This window comes from Streptomyces sp. RG80 (assembly GCF_040446465.1).
Taxonomy (GTDB): Bacteria; Actinomycetota; Actinomycetes; order Streptomycetales; family Streptomycetaceae; genus Streptomyces.
The window spans coordinates 416956-436751 of record NZ_JBEAAJ010000008.1; the positions used below are offsets into that span (position 1 = coordinate 416956).

Sequence of the window (19796 nt, forward strand, 5' to 3'; positions counted from 1 at the left end):
GTGCCCTGTGTGTTGGGGCGCCCCACGTTTGCGTTGCCGTTCGGTTTCTGGGTGCGTTGTCGGGTGCCGGTCCGGTGGGGGCTTGTCGCGCCCACGCGGCGGAGCCGCAAATCGATACAGCCCCGCGCCCCTTAAAGGCGGCTGCGCCGCCTATCCGTCCCCGCGCTCCCTTGGCGGCAGTTTCGGCCTCGAACGGTCCGGTACGTTCGCGTAGTCCGGTGGGGTTGCCGGAGGGGTCGTCGTCAGTAGGTCCACTGCCAGTCTTACCGCGTCGTCGAGTTGTACGTGTCTGCCCTCCGCCCAGTCCAGGGGGGTGCGGAGGACCTCCAGGTCCGGGGTCACGCCTTGGTTCTCCACGGTCCAGCCGTAGGCGTCGAACCAGGCCGCGTTCATCGGGACCGTGATCACCGTGCCGTCGCCCAGTTGGTGGCGGCCGGTCATGCCGACCACTCCGCCCCAGGTGCGCTGGCCGACGACCGGGCCGAGTTTGAGGAGTTTGAAGGCGGCCGTGATCATGTCGCCGTCGGAGGACGTCGCCTCGTCCGCCAACGCCACCACCGGGCCTCTCGGGGCGTTTGACGCGTACGACACCGGCTGGGCGTTGCGGGTCAGGTCCCAGCCCAGGATCGTGCGGGTGAGTTTCTCCACGACGAGTTCGCTGATGTGGCCGCCCGCGTTGCCGCGTACGTCGACGATCAGCGCGGGGCGGGAGACCTCCAGGCGCAGGTCCCGGTTGAACTGGGCCCAGCCCGAGCCGCCCATGTCGGGGATGTGCAGATAGCCGCAGCGGCCGCCGCTCAACTCGCGTACCACTTCACGGCGTTTGGCCACCCAGTCCTGGTAGCGCAGCGGGCGCTCGTCCGTCAGCGGGACCACGGCCACCCGGCGCGCCCTGCCCTCGCCCTCCGCCGGGGTGAACGTCAGCTCCACCGTCGTCCCGCCGGCCCCCGCCAGCAGGGGGTACGGGCCGGTCAGCGGGTCCACCGGGCGGCCGTCCACGTGGGTGAGGACCGCTCCCTCGCGGATGCCGGTGCCGGCGAGCGGGGAGCGGGCCTTGGAGTCGGAGGAGTCGCCGGGGAGGATGCGCTTCACCGTCCAGCCGGCTTCCCTGCGTACGAAGTTGGCGCCCAGCAGGCCCTGGAGGCGCTGGTAGTGGGGCGGGCCCTCGTTGCGGCGGGCCGGGGAGACGTAGGCGTGGGACGTGCCGAGTTCGCCGAGGACTTCGCGCAGGAGGTCCGCGAACTCGTCCGGGGTGGCGACCCGTTCGACCAGCGGGCGGTACTGCGCCAGTACCGCCTCCCAGTCGATGCCGCACATCTGCGGCTCCCAGAAGTACGCGCGGATCAGCCGGCCTGCCTCCTCGTACGACTGGCGCCACTCGGCGGCCGGGTCGACCTCGTGCAGGATGCGGCGGGCGTCGATCCAGACCGTGGAGTCGCTGTCGCCGGACTCGGTGGCGGGCACCGCGCGCAGGTCGCCCTCGTCGACGACGACCAGGCGGGAACCGTCGCCGCTGACCGCGAACCAGTCGAGGTGCTCGATCAGTTCGGACTTCTTGGCCTTCGTGATGTTGAAGTACTCGAGGGTGGGGCGCCCGGTCGTGTCGTCCGGGTTCGCGAAGGTCTCGCCGAGCGCGCCCGAGATCGGCCAGCGCAGCCAGACCAGTCCGCCGCCCGCCACCGGGTACAGCGCCGAGTACTTGGAGGCGGTGACCGGGAAGGGCGTCACGCGGCTCTCCAGGCCCTCGACCTCCACGGTCACCGCCGAGCCGTCGCCCGGTTCGTCCTCGGCCGGGTCCAGGCCGCCCGCCGCCGGACGGCCCTCGGGGTTCAGGGCGAAGGGGGAGGGGGTCGCCGAGGACAGCGGGACCAGGTACGGGCGGCAGCCCAGCGGGAAGGACAGGTCGCCGGTGTGGACGTCGTAGACCGGGTCGAAGCCGCGCCAGGAGAGGAAGGCCAGATAGCGGCCGTCCCTGGTGAAGACCGGGTTCTCGTCCTCGAAGCGGCCGTTGGTGACGTCGACGATCAGCCTCTCCCCGCCTGCCTTCGGGGAGATGCGGGCCATCTTGATCTGGCGGAGTGAGCGGCCGATGCCCGGGTGCGACCAGGTCAGCCAGGCCCCGTCGGGGGAGAAGGAGAGGTCGCGGACCGGGCCGTTGATCGAGTGGATCAGCTCGGTGACCTCGCCGTTGGAGTCCTCGGTCGCGTCGATGAGGAGGAGGCGGCCGTCGTGGGAGGCGATGGCGAGGCGTTCGCCCTGGGGGTCGGCGACCATCTCCAGGACCCGGCCCAGTTCGCCGGAGGCGAGCCGGCGGGGCTCGCGGTCGCCGGTCGCGCGGGGCAGGTAGGCGATCTCGACGGCGTCCTCGCCCTCCGCGTCCGTCACGTACGCGACCTGGCCGACCGAGCCGAGCATCTCCGGGAGCCGGACCCGTACGCCGGGGGTGTCGGTGATCGTACGGGCGGGGCCGTCGCGGTGGGTCAGCCAGTACAGGCTGCCGCGTACGACGACGGCGCTCGCGCGGCCCGTCTCGTCGACGGAGACGCCGTCCACGTGCTGGGCGGCCGGTACCTGGTAGGCGCGGCGGCCCGTGCGCGGCCCGCTCAGCCGTACGTCTAGCTTGCGTGGCTCACTGGCGAGGTCGTCGACGATCCAGAGATCGCCCGCGCACTGGTACACCACCCGGGTGCCGTCGCTCGCCGCGTGCCGGGCGTAGAAGGCGTCGTGGTCGGTGTGGCGGCGCAGATCGGAGCCGTCGTGGGCGCAGGAGTAGAGGTTGCCGACGCCCTCGTGGTCGGAGAGGAAGGCGATCCGGCCGCCGACGAACATGGGGGAGTGGAGGTGGCCCTCCAGGCCTTCGAGCAGGCGGTGGCCGTGCAGCCACAGGCGGCCCGTGGCGCCGCCCCGGTAGCGCTTCCAGGCGGCCGGTTCGTGCGGTGGGGTGCCGGTGAGGAGCAGGGTCCGGCGGTCGCCGTCGAGGTCGGCCACCTGGAGGTCGGAGACCGGGCCCCAGGGGAGCTTGCGGCCGGGGTCGCCGTCGACGGGGACCTTGTAGGCCCAGGTGAAGTAGGAGAAGGGCTCGCCGTGCGAGGCGACCGCGAGGATCTGGGCGCCCCTCTTTCCTTCGGCGGGGGTCCAGCCGCAGACCTGGGTGTCCGCCGAGCCCCAGTAGGTGAGGCGTCGGCCCGGGCCGCCGTCCTCCACGTCCGTCAGATGGATCTCCGGGACCAGGCTGCGCCAGCTCGTGTACGCGATGTGGCGGCCGTCGGGGGAGAAGCGTGGATGGCCCACCTTGGTACGGTCGACGGTGAGGCGCCAGGCGCGGCCCCTCCCGTCGAGGGGGGCCAGCCACAGGTCGTCCTCGGCCACGAAGCACAACAGGTCACCGCTCAGGTGCGGCAGGCGCAGATAGCTCACCTCCCCATGCTTTTCCGGGGGATGGACCGGAGCAACTTGTGAAATTCCGCCGGGCGGGGCACGGACGTGAGACACGACACGTACGAAACGGTTTCGTTTCGTATGAGAGTGCGCTACATTCGTCACGTACGAAACCGTGTCGTTCGGAGTGGGAGGCGGGAATCATGACTGAGGTCGCGAGCGCGCGTCGCAGTCGGCTCACCCCTGAGCGCGAGGCCGAGCTGTACGCGGCCGTGCTCGAACTGCTCCGCGAAGTCGGCTACGACGCCCTCACCATGGACGCCGTGGCGGCCCGCACCAAGTCCAGCAAGGCCACGCTCTACCGTCAGTGGGGCGGCAAGCCCGAGCTGGTGGTGAAGGCCATGCGGAGCCAGAAGCCGGGCGGCACCGCCGACATCGACACCGGAACCCTGCGCGGTGACCTCCTGACCCTGGTCGGCCGCGAGGACGACTGCACCATGGAGCGGAACTCCGATCTGATGCGGGCCATGACCATGGCCGCGCACGGAAACCCGGACCTGATGCGGGCCTTCAGGGAAATCCTCGTCGAACCCGAGATGGGCGAGTTCAAGAAGGTCATGCAGCGTGCGATCGACCGCGGCGAGGTCCAGGCCGACCGCCCCGCGCTGGACTACATCGTCCACATGATGGTGGGGGCCTTCGCGACCCGCACGATGATCGACCAGCTGCCTCCCACGCAGGCCTTCCTCACCTCGTACATCGACGCCGTCGTGCTCCCCGCGCTCGGCGTCACCCCCACCCCCTGATCCACCCCTGATCCTCCCCACCACCAGCCCAACCTGACGCGACCGCTCACGTCGTCGGGCCGATCACCCCTGCCACCCACTGGGTCGATCACCCCTGCCCGTACACACCCACGACCTGACCGGGAGTACGCCCACGTGGCCACGTTCCTCTACAAACTCGGCCGGCTCGCCTTTCGGCGACGGCATTTCGTCGCCCTGATATGGGTCGCCCTGCTGACGCTCGCGGGCGTCGGCGCGGCCAGCGCCCCCAGCCCCGGAACCACCTCCTTCTCCATCCCCGGCACCGAGGCGCAGAAGGCCTTCGACCTGCTGGAACAGCGCTTCCCCGGCGGCAGCGCGGACGGCGGTACCGGACGCATCGTCTTCAAGGCGCCGGAGGGCGAGAAGATGACGGACGCCGCCAACAGGGCGACCGTCGAGAAGACCGTCAAGGAACTGGGCGACGGCTCCGAGGTCGTCTCCGTCACCGACCCGTTCAAGACGAACGCCGTCAGCAAGGACGGCTCGGTCGCCTACACGTCGGTGAAGTACGACGCCCCGGGCATGGAACTGGCGGACTCCACCAGGGACGCCCTGGAGAAGGCCGGGGACGAGGCCCGGGCCACCGGTCTGACCGTCGACATCGGCGGTGACGCGCTGCAGGCCGCGGCCGAGCCCGGAGCGGTCGGCGAGATCATCGGCCTCGCCATCGCCGCGGTCGTCCTCGTCATCACGCTGGGCTCGCTGGTCGCGGCCGGACTGCCGCTGCTCACGGCGATCATCGGCGTCGGCATCGGCGTCTCCACCATCACCGCCCTCGCCAACGCGCTCGACCTCGGCGACACCACCTCCACGCTCGCGCTGATGATCGGACTCGCGGTCGGCATCGACTACGCGCTGTTCATCGTCTCCCGCTACCGCGGCGAACTGGCCGAGGGCCGCGACCGCGAGGAAGCGGCGGGCCGGGCCACCGGCACCGCGGGATCGGCCGTGGTCTTCGCCGGACTCACCGTCGTGATCGCCCTGGCCGGCCTCGCGGTCGTCAACGTCCCCATGCTGACCAAGATGGGCCTCGCGGCCGCCGGCACGGTCGTGGTCGCCGTCCTCATCGCGCTCACCATGGTCCCGGCGCTGCTCGGATACGCGGGCCGGAAGGTCCGTCCGGCGGGCGAGAAGCGCAAGTCGGCCAAGGCCAAGGCCGAGACCAAGGCCGCGACCAAGCCTTCGGACGGGCAGACCAAGCCCGGTCTCGGCGAGCGCTGGGCGAGCTTCGTCATCCGCCGCCCCTCCGCTGTGCTGCTGCTCGGCGTGCTCGGCCTCGGCGCCATCGCCGTCCCGGCCACCCAGCTGGAACTGGGCCTGCCCGACGACGGCTCCCAGCCGACGTCCACGACCCAGCGCCGCGCCTACGACCTGCTGTCGGAGGGCTTCGGCCCCGGCTTCAACGGCCCCCTGATGGTCGTCTACGACGCCGCGGGCAGCGCCGACCCCAAGGCCGACGCCGCCGCGCTGACCGACCGGATCAAGGGTCTCGACGATGTCGTGACGGTGACCCCGGCGCAGTTCAACAAGGCCGGCGACACCGCGACGATCACCGTGATCCCGGACTCCAAGCCGTCCTCGACCCAGACCGAGGACCTGGTGCACGCCATCCGTGACGAGGGCGCCGACGTCAAGGCCGACACCGGTGCGAACGTCCTGGTCACCGGCACCACCGCGATGAACATCGACTTCTCGCAGAAGCTCAACGACGCCCTGATCCCGTATCTGGGCCTGGTGGTCGGCCTCGCCTTCCTCCTCCTGATCGTGGTCTTCCGCTCGATCCTGGTCCCGCTGAAGGCGGCCCTCGGCTTCCTGCTCAGCGTGCTCGCCGCGCTCGGCGCCGTCGTCGCGGTCTTCCAGTGGGGCTGGCTGAGCGGCCTGATCGGGGTCGAGGAGACCGGCCCGATCATGTCGATGATGCCGATCTTCATGGTCGGCGTGGTCTTCGGCCTCGCGATGGACTACGAGGTGTTCCTCGTGACCCGGATGCGGGAGGCCTACGTCCACGGCGAGAGCCCGAGCCAGGCCATCGTGACCGGCTTCCGGCACAGCTCCCGGGTCGTGGTCGCGGCCGCGATCATCATGATGGCCGTCTTCGGCGGCTTCATCAGCTCCAGCGAGTCGATGATCAAGATGATCGGCTTCGGTCTCGCGATCGCCGTCTTCTTCGACGCCTTCGTGGTCCGCATGGCGATCGTCCCGGCGGTCCTCGCGCTGCTCGGCAAGAAGGCCTGGTGGCTGCCGAAGTGGCTGGACCGTGCCCTGCCCAACGTGGACGTCGAGGGCGAGGGACTGCGCGCCCTGGACGACGACAAGAGGGACGACGACAAAACGACGAGGACCGGGAGCTCGTACGGGCCTGACGGCCTGATCTACTACCGGTCCTGATCCGAAGCCGTGGTGTAGCTCGCTGCACCACGGCTTCGGCAGTGCGCTCCCTCGTGGCGAAAAGCGCGGGACGGGAGGGTGGAGGCAGTTCGAGAAACCGCCCTCCACCTGCAAGGAAGCTCTCATGACGTCTCCCCTCGCCGCCGTCCGTAAGTTCGTCGCCGACCTGCTGCTCTGGTCCTTCTTCGTGGGCGGCCTCGCCCTGACCGCGGGCGGTGCCGAAGCCGTCCTCGACGGGACCGGGAAGGACGTGGCCACCGCGGCCGGCGGTGTCGTCGCGCTGATCTGCGGCTCGACCATCGCGAGGAAGCCCAGGATCAAGGCGTTTCTGTCCCGCCCCGGCACCCTGTGGTTCCTCTTCCTGTTCAACGCGGCCGCCGCCGTCGCCATGTACCTCACGATGGACGGCGCCAAGGGCATCATCGGCGCCGCCTCCATGGGCCTGGTCTCCCTGGGCGCGCTGGGCGGCATCGTCGGGGGCCGCCGCGGCCGGACCGAGGCCGTTGTCAGTGCCCGCGGCTAGCGTGTACGCCATGACCACACTGTCTGCACGATCGCGTACGGCACTGCTCGTCATCGACGTCCAGAAGGGCGTCGTCGCCGAAGCCCACCGGCGCGACGAGGTCGTCGCCACGATCGCCGCCCTCGTCGAGCGGGCCCGCGCCGAGGAGATACCGGTCGTCTGGGTCCAGCACTCCGACGAGGACATGCCGAAGGGCAGCGAGCCCTGGGAGTACGTCGAGGAGCTGCCCCGCCACGACTCCGAGCCGCTGGTCCACAAGAGCTACGGCGACTCCTTCGAGGGCACCGACCTGGAGGAGGTCCTCGCCGGCGCCGGGGTCGGACGCCTCGTCGTCGCCGGTGCGGAGAGCGACGCCTGCATCCGGTCCACGATCCACGGGGCGTTCGTCCGGGGCTACGACGTGACCCTCGTCGCCGACGGCCACACCACCGGCGACAAGAGCGCCTGGGGTGCCCCGTCGCCGGACCAGGTCATCTCGCACACCAACCTCTACTGGCAGTACCAGGCGGCGCCGGGGCGCACGGCGGGGGTGTCGGAGGCGAAGGCGGTCACGTTCGAGGGGCCCACCGCGGCGGACGGGACGTGATCCGGGGCGGCGGGCTGGGGTGAGCGGTGGAGTCGGCAGGGGCGGCCGCGGGAACTCGGTCGCTTGCCCTCTACACCGACCGCTAGCGTGCCGTGCATGACGACAGACTCCGGAGCCCACCCCCTCTTCGCCGAAGCCCTCGACGCCCTCGGCCTCGGGGAACTGCACACCGAGATCCGCCGCTTCCCGGACGCCACCCGCACCGCCGCCGAGGCGGCCGCGGCGATCGGCTGCGAGCTGAGCCAGATCTGCAAGTCGCTGATCTTCGCGGCGGACGGGGTGCCGGTGCTGGTCCTCATGGACGGGGCCTCCCGGGTGGACGTGGAGCGGGTCCGGCAGGAACTCGGCGCCGCGAAGGTGACCCGGGCCAAGGCGGAGGTCGTACGCGAGACGACGGGGTACGCCATCGGAGGCGTGCCCCCCTTCGGGCACCGGACCAGGACCCGGGTGCTGGCCGACCGGTCGCTGCTCGACCACGACCTCGTGTGGGCGGCGGCCGGCACCCCGCACACCGTGTTCCCCATGGAGCCCAAGACGCTGATCGCGCACGCGGGCGGCACCCTGGTGGACGTCCGGGAGCAGACCGCGTGACCCCGCTGGTCACCGCCGCCGTCCTGCTCGCCGCCGTCACCCACGCCAGCTGGAACGCCATCGCGCACAAGATCACCGACAAGCTGGTCGGGTTCACGCTGATCGCGGGCGGCGGGATGCTGATCGGGCTGGCGATGGTGCCGTTCACGGCGTTCCCGGCGGCGGGGGCCTGGCCGTATCTGCTCACCTCGGCGTGCATCCACATCGCGTACTACGCCCTGCTGATGAAGTCCTTCCGGCTCGGGGACTTCGGGCAGGCGTACCCGATCGCGCGCGGCTCCGCGCCCCTCGTGGTCACCGTGCTCGCCGCCCTGTTCGCCCACGAGGTCCCGGACGGCTGGGCGGCGGCCGGCATCGCGGTGTCCTGCGCCGGGCTCACCGGGGTCGCCCTGTGGGGACTGCGCGGCCGGCGCCCCGACTGGGCGGCGATCGGGGCGGCGCTGGCGACCGGGGTGACCATAGCGGCGTACACCGTCGTCGACGGGCTCGGCGTCCGCGCCTCCGGCTCCTCCCTCGGGTACATCGCCTGGCTGATGGCGGTGCAGGGCGTGGTGCTCCCGGCGTACGCCGCCCACCGCTGGCGGGGGCGACTGGTGCCCACGCTCCGGCCGTTCGCGGCCGTGGGACTGCTGGGCGCGGCCCTCTCCGTCGCCGCGTACGGGCTCGTGCTGTGGGCCCAGACCAAGGCGGAACTGGCGCCCATCGCCGCCCTGCGCGAGTCGAGCATCATCGTGGGCGCGGCGATCGGTGCGGTGTTCTTCAAGGAGCGGTTCGGGATGCCGAGGATCGCCGCGGCGGGGCTGCTGGTCGTCGGGATCGGGCTGATGCTGCACGCCGGGTAGCACCCGTACGGGTGAACCGCGCACGTGCGCGGCCCTTTCTCTGGTAGCAACGGCCCCATGGGCGGCGTATTCATCAACTACCGCAGAGGCGACCACAACGAGACGGTGGAACACCTCTACACGACACTCGACCGGAACTTCGGCGGCGGCCAGGTGTTCCTGGACCGGCCGTCCATCGTGCCGGGGCAGCGGTTCTCCGACACGCTGCGGGCGCGGGTGGACGACTGCGACGTGCTGCTCGCCGTGATCCACCCCGGCTGGGCCGACGTACGGGACGTGGCCGGGGCGCGCCGGCTCGACGACGCGGAGGACTGGGTCCGCCGGGAGATCGAACAGGCCCTGGCCGGCGGCAAGGTGATCATCCCGGTCTTCCTGGACGGCGTCACGGCACCCCGGCCCGCCGAACTGCCGCCCTCGATCCGCGAACTCGTAGGCCGCAACGGTCAGCCGCTGCGCCGCACCCACTGGGCCGCGGACCTCGCGGAACTGCTCGCCGTACTCGAGGACAAGGTGCGCCCGGACTGGCGGCCCGTCCCGGCACCGCCCGAGCGCCGACGGCGGCCCGGGCGGTGGCTCGGCGTCCTCACCGCGGCGCTCGCCTGCGCGGTCCTGGCCGGTGTGCCCGCCCTGCCCCAGGACGACAGCTGGGCGGGGACGGAGGTCCTGCCGTACACGCTGAGCGCGGCCCTGATGTCCACCCTGCTGCTGTGCGCGCCGTTCGTCGCGGTCGCCGCCGTGCGTCTCGTACGGCGGTCCGTGGACGATCTGGAGCGGGAGCTGCACGCGGTCCGGCACCGGACCTACATCCGGCACACCTGGCCGATCGGACTGGGGATCGTCCTGCTCGGCGGGTACGGGGCGCTGCGCGGCGACCAGGGCATGGCGGTGGCCCTGCCGCTGCTGCTGGTCCTGGGTGTCGCCGTCGCCCGCGCGGCCGTCACCCACCTCCGCCTCAAGCGCCGGGACGACGACCTGTGGGCCCGCTGGCCGCACCAGCTGCCCGTCCGCTTCTCCCGGGCCGAACTGCGCCGCGCGGTCGCCCGGCTGCACCTGCGCCTGGACCGGATGACGGCCCCGCTCTCCCTCGAACAGCGCGAGAAAGCGGCCTGGGAGCTCGACGACATCGCCGACGCGGTGGACCGGGTGGAGAACGAGGCCGGGCGGACGCGCCGGGAGTGGCTGAGCGGGGACCATCCGTGGCTGTTCGCCGGGTACGCCCTGTGGCTGGCGCTGACGGCCGCGCTGCTCGTGGCGTCGGGGCTGGCCTACGCCGGGGCGGGGGAGGGGACGGTCCGCCGGTATGTGGTGCTGGGGGTGGTGGCGCTGATCGGCGGGGCGCTGGCGCTGGGCACGCTGGAGACCGCGTACCGCTACCAGCGGCGCCAGCGCCGTGAGCTGGCTCGACAGGTCACCGGGTTCCGGGACGACCTGCTCCTGCGGGTCGCGCGGATGAGCCTGCCGCCCCGGACCAAGCCGACCGCGCCCGCCCCGCGGCCCGAGGAGTACGCCGAGCCCGACTAGTCGCGGCCTCGCCCGAGGAGCACCCTGGAAGCAGGTCTTCCGGAGGTGATCGTGATGATGCACACCGCTGTGGGATGGCACGTCGAGCTGGAGTTCCAGGAGGACACCGAACACACCAGGGCGGTCGCCATGGTGCGCCTGCCCGACGGTTCCGAGGTACGGGCCCACGGCCAGGCCAGTCGCCACCACACCGACTCCAACCAGCCGAGGGTGGGCGAGGAGATCGCGGGCGCCCGCGCCCTCAACGAGCTCGCGATGAGCTTGCTGACCAAGGCCCACGGGGAGATCGACGAGGCGTCGGGGCGCACGTCGCACCCGATCCACGTCTGAGGGGCCGGTCCTGGAGCGCCGCTCCTAGAGCGCCGCGCGCACCGCCCGCACCAGCGCCTGGGCCCGCGGGTCCGCCGTCACCGTCTTGCGCAGGCCGTTGGTGACATAGCCGAACGCGATGCCCGACTCGGGGTCGGCGAAGCCGAGGGCGCCGCCGCGGCCCGGGTGGCCGAAGGAGCCGGGGCCGAGGAACGGCGAGGCGCTGCCGTGCAGCATGTAGCCGAGGCCGAACCGGGTGTTGATCACCAGCACCCGGTCGGGCCCGGCGGACTCCTCCGCGCGGGCGGCCTCGACGGTGGCCGGCGTGAACAGCCGCACGCCGTCGACCTCACCGATCAGCGCCGCGTAGACCCGGGCCAGCCCGTCCGCGGTCGCGATGCCGTTCGTCGCGGGCAGGGCGCTCGCGCGGTACGCCGGGTCGTTCTGGTCGGGGAAGGGGGTGATCGCGCCGAAGGCACGGTTGGTGAGGGAGCCGGGGTCGGTGTAGGCCTCGGTCACCGCGCGCTTGGGGCGGGCATGCAGGGCGTTCGGGGGCTCGGGGGCCTCGACACGGCCGACCCGACCGGTCCGGTACGCCTCCGACTCCGGCAGCCCCAGCCACAGCTCCGCGCCAAGCGGCCCGGCGATCTCCGCCGCGATCCACTCCCCGGTGCCGCGCCCCGTCACCCGCCGCACCAGCCCGTCGAGCAGCCAGCCGTACGTCAGCGCGTGGTACCCGTGGTCCGTGCCGGGCTCCCAGACGGGCGCCTGCGCGGCGACGGCCTCGGGGCCCCGCAGCGGATCGAGGGCCTCCTCGGGGCTGAGGGGGGTGTCCAGGACCGGCAGCCCGGCCCGGTGGTTCAGCACCTGCCTGACCAGCACCCGCTCCTTGCCGTACGCCTTGAACTCCGGCCAGTACGCGGCCACCGGCGCGTCCAGGTCCAGCAGCCCGCGCTGGGCGAGCATCAGGGGTACGGCGGCGGCGACGCCCTTGGTCGCCGAGCGGACGATCTGGGCGGTGCCGTGCTGCCAGGGGGCGGTGCCGACGGTGTCGTCGACGTTCCTGGTCCCCGCCCACAGGTCGACGACCTTGCGCCCGTCCCGGTACACGGCGACGGCCGCGCCCCGGTCCCCGAGCACCTCGAAGTTCCTGACGAACGCGTCCCTGACCGGCTCGAAGCCCGCGGCGACCGTGCCGTTCACATCCACGTCCGTACTCCTCCTGCTGTGCTCGGGTACCTCTCTCACCCAAGCAGGATCGTCACGTCGATGTTCCCGCGGGTCGCGTTCGAGTACGGGCAGACCTGGTGCGCGGCGTCCACCAGCTTGGCCGCGAGGTCGGCGTCGAGGACGGGGAGGGAGATGCTCAGGGCGACCGCGAGGCCGTAGCCGCGCGACGAGTTGGGGCCGATGCCGACCTTCGCGGCGACGGTGGAGCCGGACAGGTCGTAGCCCTCGCGCCTGCCGACGAGAATCAGCGCGTTGTGGAAACAGGAGCTGTACCCGGCCGCGAACAACTGCTCCGGATTGGTCCCGTTCCCGTCGCCCCCCAGCGCCGGCGGCATCGCGACCTTCAGCTCGATCTGCCCGTCCTGACTGGTGACATAACCGTCCCGACCACCATGCGCGGTCGCCTCGGCGACGTACATGATCTTTGTCGGACGAGTGTCGACGACGGTGCTGTCACTCATGGCTGGCCCCCCAGGACAAGTGCGCGCGAATACATCGTGCACAAGGTACCGGCCGGTAGGTGATGCTTGGACTACCGGGGGTGGCAACCGTGGGTAACGGGAGGTCAGTGCGGGCGCTCGGCCGCCTTGTGCGCCCTGTCCGCGAGTTGCCACAACTCCTCGCGCAACCTCGTGACCTCCGTGGTGGCGAGCCCCGTCGCGGTCAGGAGGGCGCTCGGGACGCGTGCCGCGCGCTCCCTGAGTTGCTCTCCGTGTGGTGTGCAGGCGATCAGTACCGAGCGTTCGTCGTGGGGGGCGCGTTCTCGGCGTACCACCCCGGCGCTCTCCAGGCGCTTGAGCAACGGCGACATGGTGCCGTAGTCGAGGCGCAGGGCCTCCGCGAGGTTCTTCACCGTGGTCTCGCCGCGTTCCCACAGGACGAGGAGGACGAGGTACTGGGGGTAGGTGAGGCCGAGTTCGTCCAGCACCGGACGGTAGGCGGCCGTCACGGCGCGCTGGGCGGCGTACAGCGCGAAGCACAGCTGGTCGTCCAGCAGCAGCGACCCGGCGTCCTCGTCGTGGTTCGTCACGCGCCCATTGTCACGGACGCCCGGACGCGCCGGACACCGAACGCGGGTCGAAGCCGTAGGGCAGCTCCAGGCGGTGGGCGCGCATCAGGTCGTCGTCGGAGAGCAGCTCGGCCGTCCTGCCGTCGGCGGCGATGACGCCCTCGCTGAGGATCAGGGCGCGCGGGCACAGCTCCAGGGCGTACGGCAGGTCGTGCGTGACCATCAGGACCGTCACGTCCAGGGAGCGCAGGATGTCGGCGAGTTCGCGGCGGGAGGCGGGGTCGAGGTTGGAGGACGGCTCGTCCAGGACGAGGATCTCCGGCTCCATGGCCAGCACCGTCGCGACCGCCACCCGGCGCCGCTGTCCGAAGGAGAGGTGGTGCGGCGGCCGGTCCTTGAAGTCGCCCATGCCGACCTGAGCCAGCGCACGATCGACGCGCGCCTCCAGTTCCGCGCCCTTCACGCCCGCCGCGGCCGGCCCGAACGCCACGTCCTCGCGGACCGTCGGCATGAACAACTGGTCGTCCGGGTCCTGGAAGACGATGCCGACCTTGCGCCGGATCTCGGCCATGTGCTGCTTGCCGACGGGCAGTCCGGCGACCGTCACGGTGCCGGTGCCGCCGGACAGGATGCCGTTGAGGTGGAGCACGAGGGTCGTCTTGCCGGCGCCGTTCGGGCCGAGCAGCGCGACGCGTTCGCCGCGCGCGACGGAGAAGTCCACGCCGAACAGGGCCTGATGGCCGTCGGGGTAGGCGTAGGCGAGGCCGGAGACCTCCAGAGATGCGGTCACAGCGTCCATCCCAGCAGACATACGACAAGAGCGGCGACGGGGAGCGCGAACGCGTACGTCCACTGCGCACGGGACGCGGTCACCTCGTCGATGACCGGCATCGAACCGGCGTACCCACGACTCACCATGGCCAGATGCACCCGCTCGCCGCGTTCGTAGGAGCGGATGAAGAGGGCGCCCGCCGACTTCGCGAGGACGCCCCAGTGGCGCACGCCGGACGCCTCGAACCCGCGTGACTCCCGCGCGATCCGCATGCGCCGCATCTCGTCCGTGATGACGTCGCCGTAGCGGATCATGAAGGACGCGATCTGGACAAGGAGCGGCGGGAGCTTCAACCGTTGCAGGCCCAGCAGGAGTTCGCGCAGCTCGGTGGTGGAGGCCAGCAGGACGGAGGCGGCGACGCCGAGGGTGCCCTTGGCGAGCACGTTCCAGGCGCCCCACAGCCCGCTGACGCTCAGGGACAGGCCCAGCACCTCGACCTGCTCGCCCTCCGCGACGAACGGCAGCAGTACCGCGAACGCCACGAACGGCACCTCGATCAGCAGCCGCTTCAGCACGAAGGCGGCGGGCACGCGCGCGACGTACGCGACGACGCCCAGCAGCACGGCGTACAGCCCGAAGGCCCACATCGCCTCGCGCGGTGTCGAGACGACGACCACCACGAAGGCGAAGACGGCGGCGAGCTTGGTGTGCGGCGGCAGGCCGTGCACGGGCGAGTGCCCGTGCCGGTAGAGCTTGTGCGCGTGCCCGGAACCCACGTCAGACGCTCGTGCTCACCGGGGTGACCGGCTCGGACGTACGACGCCTGCGCACCGCCCAGAAGACGCCGGTGCCCGCGACGATCGTCACACCGACGCCGATGACGCCCGCCAGCCCCCCGGACAGGCGGGCGTTGTCGACGTCCTTCACGCCGTAGTCGGCGAGCGGCGAATCCGCGGCCGCGTGGTCCTCGACCTTGGCGTCGATGCCCTTGTCCGCGGCGACCTTCTCCAGGCCGTCGGGGTTGGCGGAGGCGTAGAAGCTGACGACGCCGGCGAGGACCAGGGAGGTGGCCAGGCCGGAGAGCCACAGCGTGCGCCGGGAGGTGCGCGCCGCGACGGGCGCCGTGCGCGCCCCCTCGGCGGCCGGCACGTCGACCAGTTCGCCGTTCACCCGCAGCTTGAGCTTCTGCTGGAGCCCGCGCGCCCCGTACACCAGGTCCGGGCGTACGGCGATCACGGCGCCGACGGTCAGGGCGGTGATCGCGGCCTCGCCGATGCCGATCAGCACATGCACGCCGACCATGGCGGTCGCGACCTTGCCGATGGGGACGTCGGTGGTGCCGCCGATCCAGTAGATGAGGGTGAAGGCGAGGGCCGCGGCCGGTACGGACAGTACGGCGGCCACGAAGGAGGCGGCGGTGACGGACCGGCGGGTGCGCGGCAGCACCTTGACCAGGCCGCGGAAGACGGCGTAGGCCACGACCGTCGTCACACAGCCCATGACCGTGATGTTCACGCCGAGCGCGGTCAGACCGCCGTCCGCGAAGAGGATGCCCTGCATCAGCAGGACGACGGAGACACAGAGGACCCCTGTGTAGGGGCCGACGAGTATCGCCGCGAGCGCGCCGCCGAGCAGATGCCCGCTGGTCCCCGCCGCGACGGGGAAGTTCAGCATCTGCACGGCGAAGATGAACGCGGCCACCAGGCCGGCCAGCGGCGCGGTGCGCTCGTCGAGCTCACGGCGGGCGCCGCGCAGGGACACCGCGACGGCCGCGGCGGCGACCACGCCGGCGGCGGCGGAAGTGGGGGCATCGATGAATCCGTCAGGCACATGCACGCATTGATGATGTGGCTTAATGCGAACCTTTTGCAAGAGAGGAGGGATGTGAACTGCAAGGTGCAGGCCCTGCGGCCCCGGCGGCGGAATCCCGGAAATGTGCGACGCTGGAGTCAGAGTGGACGCACAGCTTCCACACAGGTCACGCAGCGTGAGAGGGCCGTCACGATGTCTGTAGTCGAACAGTACGCGCGAGCCCACATCGTTTCGGACGCGGACATCGCGGAGGACGAGGCGATCCCCGTGGTCCTGCGCTACGACCCCGACGCCGACCCCCGGTCGGTACGGGTCGACCTGCCCGGCACCCACGAGTGGACCTTCTCCCGCGCCCTGCTCGAACAGGGCCTGCGGGCACCCGTCGGCAGCGGCGAGGTCCGCGTGTGGCCCTGCGGCCGGGTCCAGGCCGTCCTCGAGTTCCACTCCGCGCAGGGCGTCTCGGTGGTCCAGTTCGAGACCAAGGCGCTGCTCAGGTTCCTGCGGCGGACCTACATGGCCACCCCGGTGGGGAGTTAGCCGGCGGTCAACCGCCCGGCTTCAGCCGCCCAGCTTCAGCAGCGCCGCCACGATCGGCCCCGCCGTGTCACCGCCGTGCCCGCCCGCCTGGACCACCCCGGCCGCGGCCAGGTCGCCCCGGTACGCCGTGAACCAGCCGTTGGGCTTCTTCTGCCCGTCGACCTCCGCCGAGCCGGTCTTGGCGCCGACATTGCCGTAGACACCCTGCATCGCCTCGGCCGCGGTGCCGTAGGCCGCCGTGTACGACATCAACTCGCGCAGCTGCGACAGGGTGCCCGACGACATCGTGCGCGAGGCCTTCGCCAGCGTCCGCCCGTCCACGTCCGGTGAGACCAGGTACGGCTGCCTGAAGACGCCCGACTCGATCGTCGCCGACACCGACGCCATGTTCAGCGGGTTCATCCGCACCCCGCCCTGACCGATCAGCGAGGCCGCCATCTGGGCCTGCGACTGCACCGGGACCGAGCCGTCGAAGGTGGGCACGCCGACCGCCCAGTTGTTCATGGACAGCCCGAAGACCTGCTGGGCCTGCTTGGTCAGCGAGTCGTTGTCCAGCTCGGGCGCCTGGCTGATGAAGGCGGTGTTGCAGGAGCGGGCGAAGCTCGCCTTGAAGGTGCCGCCCTTGATCTGGAACTTGTCGTCGTTCTGGAACTTCCAGCCGCCGTACGTGAAGTACTTCGGGCACGGATGCGCCTTGTCCGCCGACGCGAGCCCCTTCTCGATCAGCAGCGACGAGGTGACGGCCTTCATCGTCGAACCCGGCGCGAGCGAGCCCTGGAAGGCGACGTTGAAGCCGTGCGAGGCGTTCGCGGCGGCCAGGATCTCCCCGGTCGACGGCCGCAGCACCACGACCGACGACTGTGCCTTCTTGGCGACCTGGGCCTCCGCCGCCGCCTGCATGGTCGGGCTGAGCGTCGTCTTCACCGTGCCCGGCGTGCCCTTGCTCAGCTCAAGGAGCGTCTTGTCGGACAGCTTGTCCTTCTTGGCCTCCTTGCCGCGCACCACCTGGAGCTCGACGCCCGCCTTGCCGCCGGCCTTCTTGCCGTACTTCTCGCGCAGCCCGTCCAGCACCGAGCCCAGTGAGGGGTACTTCTTCTCGGTGATCTCGCCGCCGTCCCGGTCCAGCGCCTTGATCGGCGGGGTGCCGGACTCGCCGGTGACCAGCGTGTCGCCGTCCTCGAGGTCGGGGTGGACGACGGCGGAGTGCCATTCGACCCGCGGCTTCCCGGTCGCCTTGTCGCGCACGACGGTCAGCGAACTGTCGTACGTCAGCGGCTTGCTGGTGCCCTTGTACGACACCGTCGCCTTCACGGAGAAGGGCACCTTGTCGCCGGTGCGGGCGTCCGGGGTGAGGGTGACGTCCTTGAGGTGAGCGTCCTTGGTGTAGCCGGTGAGCAGCTTCGCGGCCGCCTCGGTGTCGTCGGTGACGGCCGCGGCCTCGGTGACCTTGCCCGCCTGCCAGGACGTGAGGAAGGTCTGCGCCGCGGTGTTGACCTCTTTCGCGGACAGCGGGCCCGTCTTGACCTTCGGCTTCTGGTCGGCGACGGCGGACGTCCGGTCATCGGCCGCCGCCCCGCCGCCGTACAGCACGTAGCCGGCGAAGCCCGCGCCGCCGACGACCACGGCGATCATCCCGCCGATCACGGCGGGGCGATTCGTCTTCCGTCGCTCGGCGACGCGCCTTCTCTTGCCCACTGTCCTCGGTCCTCCGCGCGATCCCAGGGTCTGTGTCGCCCTCGTCCATCACCTCAACGACGGCGACCACCCCGGAGTCCCGTCCTCGGCGGGTGAGTTCAGCCACCCGCCGCCAGTACGGCCTTCACGATCGGGCCCGCCGCGTCGACGCCGTGGCCGCCGTTCTCACTCATGGCGGCCGCCGCCACATCATCGCGGAAGCCCGTGAACCAGCTGTTGGAGGTCTCCACTCCGTCCACCTCGGCGGACCCGGTCTTCGCCCCGATGTCCCCGCGCAGCCCCTGCATGACCGGCGCCGCCGTGCCCTGGGTGGCCGTCAGCCGCATCATCTGCTTCAGCTGGGAGGCCGTGCTCGACCGCAGCCCCTGGGCGGTGGCCAGCTCGCGGTTGTCGAGCTTCGGCGAGACCAGGTAGGGCTGGCGGAAGGTGCCGGTGATGGCGGTGGCCGTCACGGACGCCATGTTCAGCGGGTTCATGGTGACCTTGCCCTGGCCGATGGCGTTGGCGGCGCGGTCCGGGCCGCTCTCCGCGGGCACGCTGCCGTCGACCGAGGTGATCCCGGTCTTCCAGTTGTCCCGGCCCAGCCCGAACCTGGTCTGCGCCTCCGCGGTCAGCGACTCGTCGGTGAGCGGCTTCTCGTCGATCAGCTTGATGAAGGCCGTGTTGCAGGACCGCATGAAGCTGTTGGCGAGGGTGGCGTTCTCGTTGGGCGCCATGTTCTTCAGGTTCTTGAAGGTCTGCCCCTGCCACATCGCGTCATCGGGGCAGGGTGCCGGGCCGTTCATCGAGGTCACGCCGTTGTCGATGAGCATCGCCGAGGTGACGATCTTCATCGTGGAGCCGGGCGGTGCCGCGCCCTCGAAGGCCGCGTTCCAGCCGTCCTTGCGGTTGTTGGCGACCGCCAGCACCTCACCGGTGGTCGGCTTGACCGCCACCACCGACGACTCGGCGTACCTCTTCACCGCCGTCTCGGCCGCCGCCTGCGCGCTCGCGCTGATCGTCGTCTGCAACTCGCCGGCCTTGCCCTCGGAGAGGGTCAGCAGCGGGGTGTCGGGGCTGCCGTCGCCGCTGTGCCGGACGAAGAGCTCGACCCCGGGAGTGCCGCCCGCCTGCTTGCCGTACTTCTCGCGCAGGGCGTCCAGGATCGGTCCCAGCGAGGGGTACCTGCCCTTCGTCAGCACCTTGCCGTTCCGGTCCAGCGCCTCGATGGGCGGGGCCGACGACCCGCCGAGGACGAGGCTGTCCTGGTCCGTCCTCAGCTCGGGATGGACCACGGCCGGCTTCCAGTCGACCAGCGCCTTGCCCGTGGTGAGGCCGCGCACGACGGTCAGACTGCTCTGGTACTTCAGGGGCTTGGACTTCCCCTTGTAGGCCACCTTCGCCCGTACGGCGAACGGCACGGTCGTCTTCCGCGCGGCCCCCGGCGTGATCCTCACGTCCGTGATGTGCGCGTCCTCGGCGTACTCGGTCAGCAGCGTCCGGGCCGCGGCGTTGTTGTTCGTGAGCTGGGCCGCGGAGTCCGCCGCCCCCTTCTCCCACGCCGTGAAGAACTTCTCCGAGGTCTCCTCGACCTCGTCCCCGCTCGGCGGCCCCGACTTCACCTCGGACCCGCCGGATCCCCCGTCGTCGTTCAGCGCGGACACGATGTTGAACGCGCCGTATCCGGCCCCACCCACCATCACGGCGAACACACTGCCTATGACGGCGGCCTTGACCCCCTTGCCCATGGCACTGATCCCCTCCCCGTTCTCAGTCCCGTGAACTGTAAGTGGCGTG

General features: G+C 71.3%; 18 protein-coding genes. 9 read left to right on the forward strand and 9 right to left on the reverse strand.

Translation table 11 applies throughout. The features are described 5' to 3' along the window. Positions 1–150: 150 nt before the first annotated feature. The gene (locus ABKA17_RS28840) at positions 151–3417 is read right to left on the reverse strand and encodes a S41 family peptidase (RefSeq protein ID WP_353695184.1); all 3267 of its coding nucleotides are present in this window, start codon (positions 3415–3417) and stop codon (positions 151–153) included. Between the two features lie 164 nt (positions 3418–3581). Here ABKA17_RS28840 and ABKA17_RS28845 point away from each other — a divergent pair, with 164 nt between their 5' ends. The 8 genes from ABKA17_RS28845 (at position 3582) to ABKA17_RS28880 (ending at position 10986) form a co-directional block, all read left to right on the forward strand. Then, positions 3582–4184 carry a TetR/AcrR family transcriptional regulator gene (locus ABKA17_RS28845; protein ID WP_353695185.1) on the forward strand — a complete coding sequence of 201 codons (603 nt, stop codon included), beginning with the start codon at positions 3582–3584 and terminating at the stop codon, positions 4182–4184. Between the two features lie 135 nt (positions 4185–4319). Continuing rightward, on the forward strand, positions 4320–6593 hold the full coding sequence (locus tag ABKA17_RS28850) for an MMPL family transporter (protein WP_502994406.1): 2274 nt from the start codon (positions 4320–4322) through the stop codon (positions 6591–6593). 124 nt (positions 6594–6717) lie between these two features. Continuing rightward, entirely contained in the window at positions 6718–7116 is a 399-nt protein-coding gene (locus ABKA17_RS28855) for a hypothetical protein (protein ID WP_353695186.1), read from the forward strand. Positions 7117–7126: 10 nt separating this feature from the next. Beyond that, positions 7127–7702 carry an isochorismatase family protein gene (locus ABKA17_RS28860; protein WP_353695187.1) on the forward strand — a complete coding sequence of 192 codons (576 nt, stop codon included), beginning with the start codon at positions 7127–7129 and terminating at the stop codon, positions 7700–7702. 96 nt (positions 7703–7798) lie between these two features. Next, positions 7799–8293, forward strand: a complete 495-nt coding sequence (locus tag ABKA17_RS28865) for a YbaK/EbsC family protein (protein ID WP_353695188.1) — start codon at positions 7799–7801, stop codon at positions 8291–8293. Then, positions 8290–9135, forward strand: coding sequence for an EamA family transporter (locus ABKA17_RS28870; RefSeq protein WP_353695189.1), 846 nt, complete (start codon positions 8290–8292; stop codon positions 9133–9135). Before ABKA17_RS28865 ends, ABKA17_RS28870 begins: the two co-directional genes overlap by 4 nt. A 57-nt stretch (positions 9136–9192) precedes the next feature. Further along, entirely contained in the window at positions 9193–10656 is a 1464-nt protein-coding gene (locus ABKA17_RS28875) for a toll/interleukin-1 receptor domain-containing protein (RefSeq protein ID WP_353695190.1), read from the forward strand. A 54-nt stretch (positions 10657–10710) separates the two neighbouring features. Beyond that, positions 10711–10986 carry a DUF1876 domain-containing protein gene (locus ABKA17_RS28880; protein ID WP_353695191.1) on the forward strand — a complete coding sequence of 92 codons (276 nt, stop codon included), beginning with the start codon at positions 10711–10713 and terminating at the stop codon, positions 10984–10986. Positions 10987–11010: 24 nt separating this feature from the next. Here the strand turns inward: ABKA17_RS28880 and ABKA17_RS28885 are convergent, their stop codons facing one another. The 6 genes from ABKA17_RS28885 to ABKA17_RS28910 form a co-directional block, all read right to left on the reverse strand. Next, on the reverse strand, positions 11011–12174 hold the full coding sequence (locus tag ABKA17_RS28885) for a serine hydrolase domain-containing protein (protein WP_353695192.1): 1164 nt from the start codon (positions 12172–12174) through the stop codon (positions 11011–11013). A gap of 35 nt (positions 12175–12209) precedes the next feature. Beyond that, positions 12210–12656, reverse strand: coding sequence for an organic hydroperoxide resistance protein (locus tag ABKA17_RS28890; RefSeq protein ID WP_353695193.1), 447 nt, complete (start codon positions 12654–12656; stop codon positions 12210–12212). A 104-nt stretch (positions 12657–12760) separates the two neighbouring features. After that, positions 12761–13225, reverse strand: coding sequence for a MarR family winged helix-turn-helix transcriptional regulator (locus tag ABKA17_RS28895; RefSeq protein ID WP_353695194.1), 465 nt, complete (start codon positions 13223–13225; stop codon positions 12761–12763). Positions 13226–13235: 10 nt separating this feature from the next. After that, the gene (locus ABKA17_RS28900) at positions 13236–14003 is read right to left on the reverse strand and encodes an energy-coupling factor ABC transporter ATP-binding protein (protein WP_353695195.1); all 768 of its coding nucleotides are present in this window, start codon (positions 14001–14003) and stop codon (positions 13236–13238) included. Further along, entirely contained in the window at positions 13991–14752 is a 762-nt protein-coding gene (gene cbiQ, locus ABKA17_RS28905; RefSeq protein WP_353695196.1) for a cobalt ECF transporter T component CbiQ, read from the reverse strand. Before cbiQ ends, ABKA17_RS28900 begins: the two co-directional genes overlap by 13 nt. Position 14753: 1 nt before the next feature. Beyond that, the gene (locus ABKA17_RS28910; protein WP_353695197.1) at positions 14754–15812 is read right to left on the reverse strand and encodes an energy-coupling factor ABC transporter permease; all 1059 of its coding nucleotides are present in this window, start codon (positions 15810–15812) and stop codon (positions 14754–14756) included. A gap of 168 nt (positions 15813–15980) precedes the next feature. Between ABKA17_RS28910 and ABKA17_RS28915 the strand changes: the two genes are divergently transcribed. Beyond that, a complete protein-coding gene (locus ABKA17_RS28915; RefSeq protein ID WP_353695198.1) occupies positions 15981–16325 on the forward strand; it encodes an SsgA family sporulation/cell division regulator in 345 nt (114 codons plus the stop codon). Positions 16326–16346: 21 nt separating this feature from the next. Here the strand turns inward: ABKA17_RS28915 and ABKA17_RS28920 are convergent, their stop codons facing one another. Continuing rightward, positions 16347–18020 (reverse strand): penicillin-binding transpeptidase domain-containing protein, encoded by a 1674-nt coding sequence (locus tag ABKA17_RS28920; RefSeq protein WP_353695199.1) that lies wholly within the window; start codon positions 18018–18020, stop codon positions 16347–16349. 98 nt (positions 18021–18118) lie between these two features. Next, positions 18119–19747, reverse strand: a complete 1629-nt coding sequence (locus ABKA17_RS28925; protein WP_353695200.1) for a penicillin-binding transpeptidase domain-containing protein — start codon at positions 19745–19747, stop codon at positions 18119–18121. Between the last annotated feature and the right edge of the window lie 49 nt (positions 19748–19796).

Coding starts and splice junctions, on each gene's coding strand:
- ABKA17_RS28845 (WP_353695185.1), top strand. CDS start 3,582: ATGACTGAGGTCGCGAGCGCGCGTCGCAGTCGGCTCACCCCTGAGCGC.
- ABKA17_RS28855 (WP_353695186.1), top strand. CDS start 6,718: ATGACGTCTCCCCTCGCCGCCGTCCGTAAGTTCGTCGCCGACCTGCTG.
- ABKA17_RS28860 (WP_353695187.1), top strand. CDS start 7,127: ATGACCACACTGTCTGCACGATCGCGTACGGCACTGCTCGTCATCGAC.
- ABKA17_RS28865 (WP_353695188.1), top strand. CDS start 7,799: ATGACGACAGACTCCGGAGCCCACCCCCTCTTCGCCGAAGCCCTCGAC.
- ABKA17_RS28875 (WP_353695190.1), top strand. CDS start 9,193: ATGGGCGGCGTATTCATCAACTACCGCAGAGGCGACCACAACGAGACG.
- ABKA17_RS28880 (WP_353695191.1), top strand. CDS start 10,711: ATGATGCACACCGCTGTGGGATGGCACGTCGAGCTGGAGTTCCAGGAG.
- ABKA17_RS28890 (WP_353695193.1), bottom strand. CDS start 12,656: ATGAGTGACAGCACCGTCGTCGACACTCGTCCGACAAAGATCATGTAC.
- ABKA17_RS28900 (WP_353695195.1), bottom strand. CDS start 14,003: ATGGACGCTGTGACCGCATCTCTGGAGGTCTCCGGCCTCGCCTACGCC.
- ABKA17_RS28915 (WP_353695198.1), top strand. CDS start 15,981: ATGTCTGTAGTCGAACAGTACGCGCGAGCCCACATCGTTTCGGACGCG.
- ABKA17_RS28925 (WP_353695200.1), bottom strand. CDS start 19,747: ATGGGCAAGGGGGTCAAGGCCGCCGTCATAGGCAGTGTGTTCGCCGTG.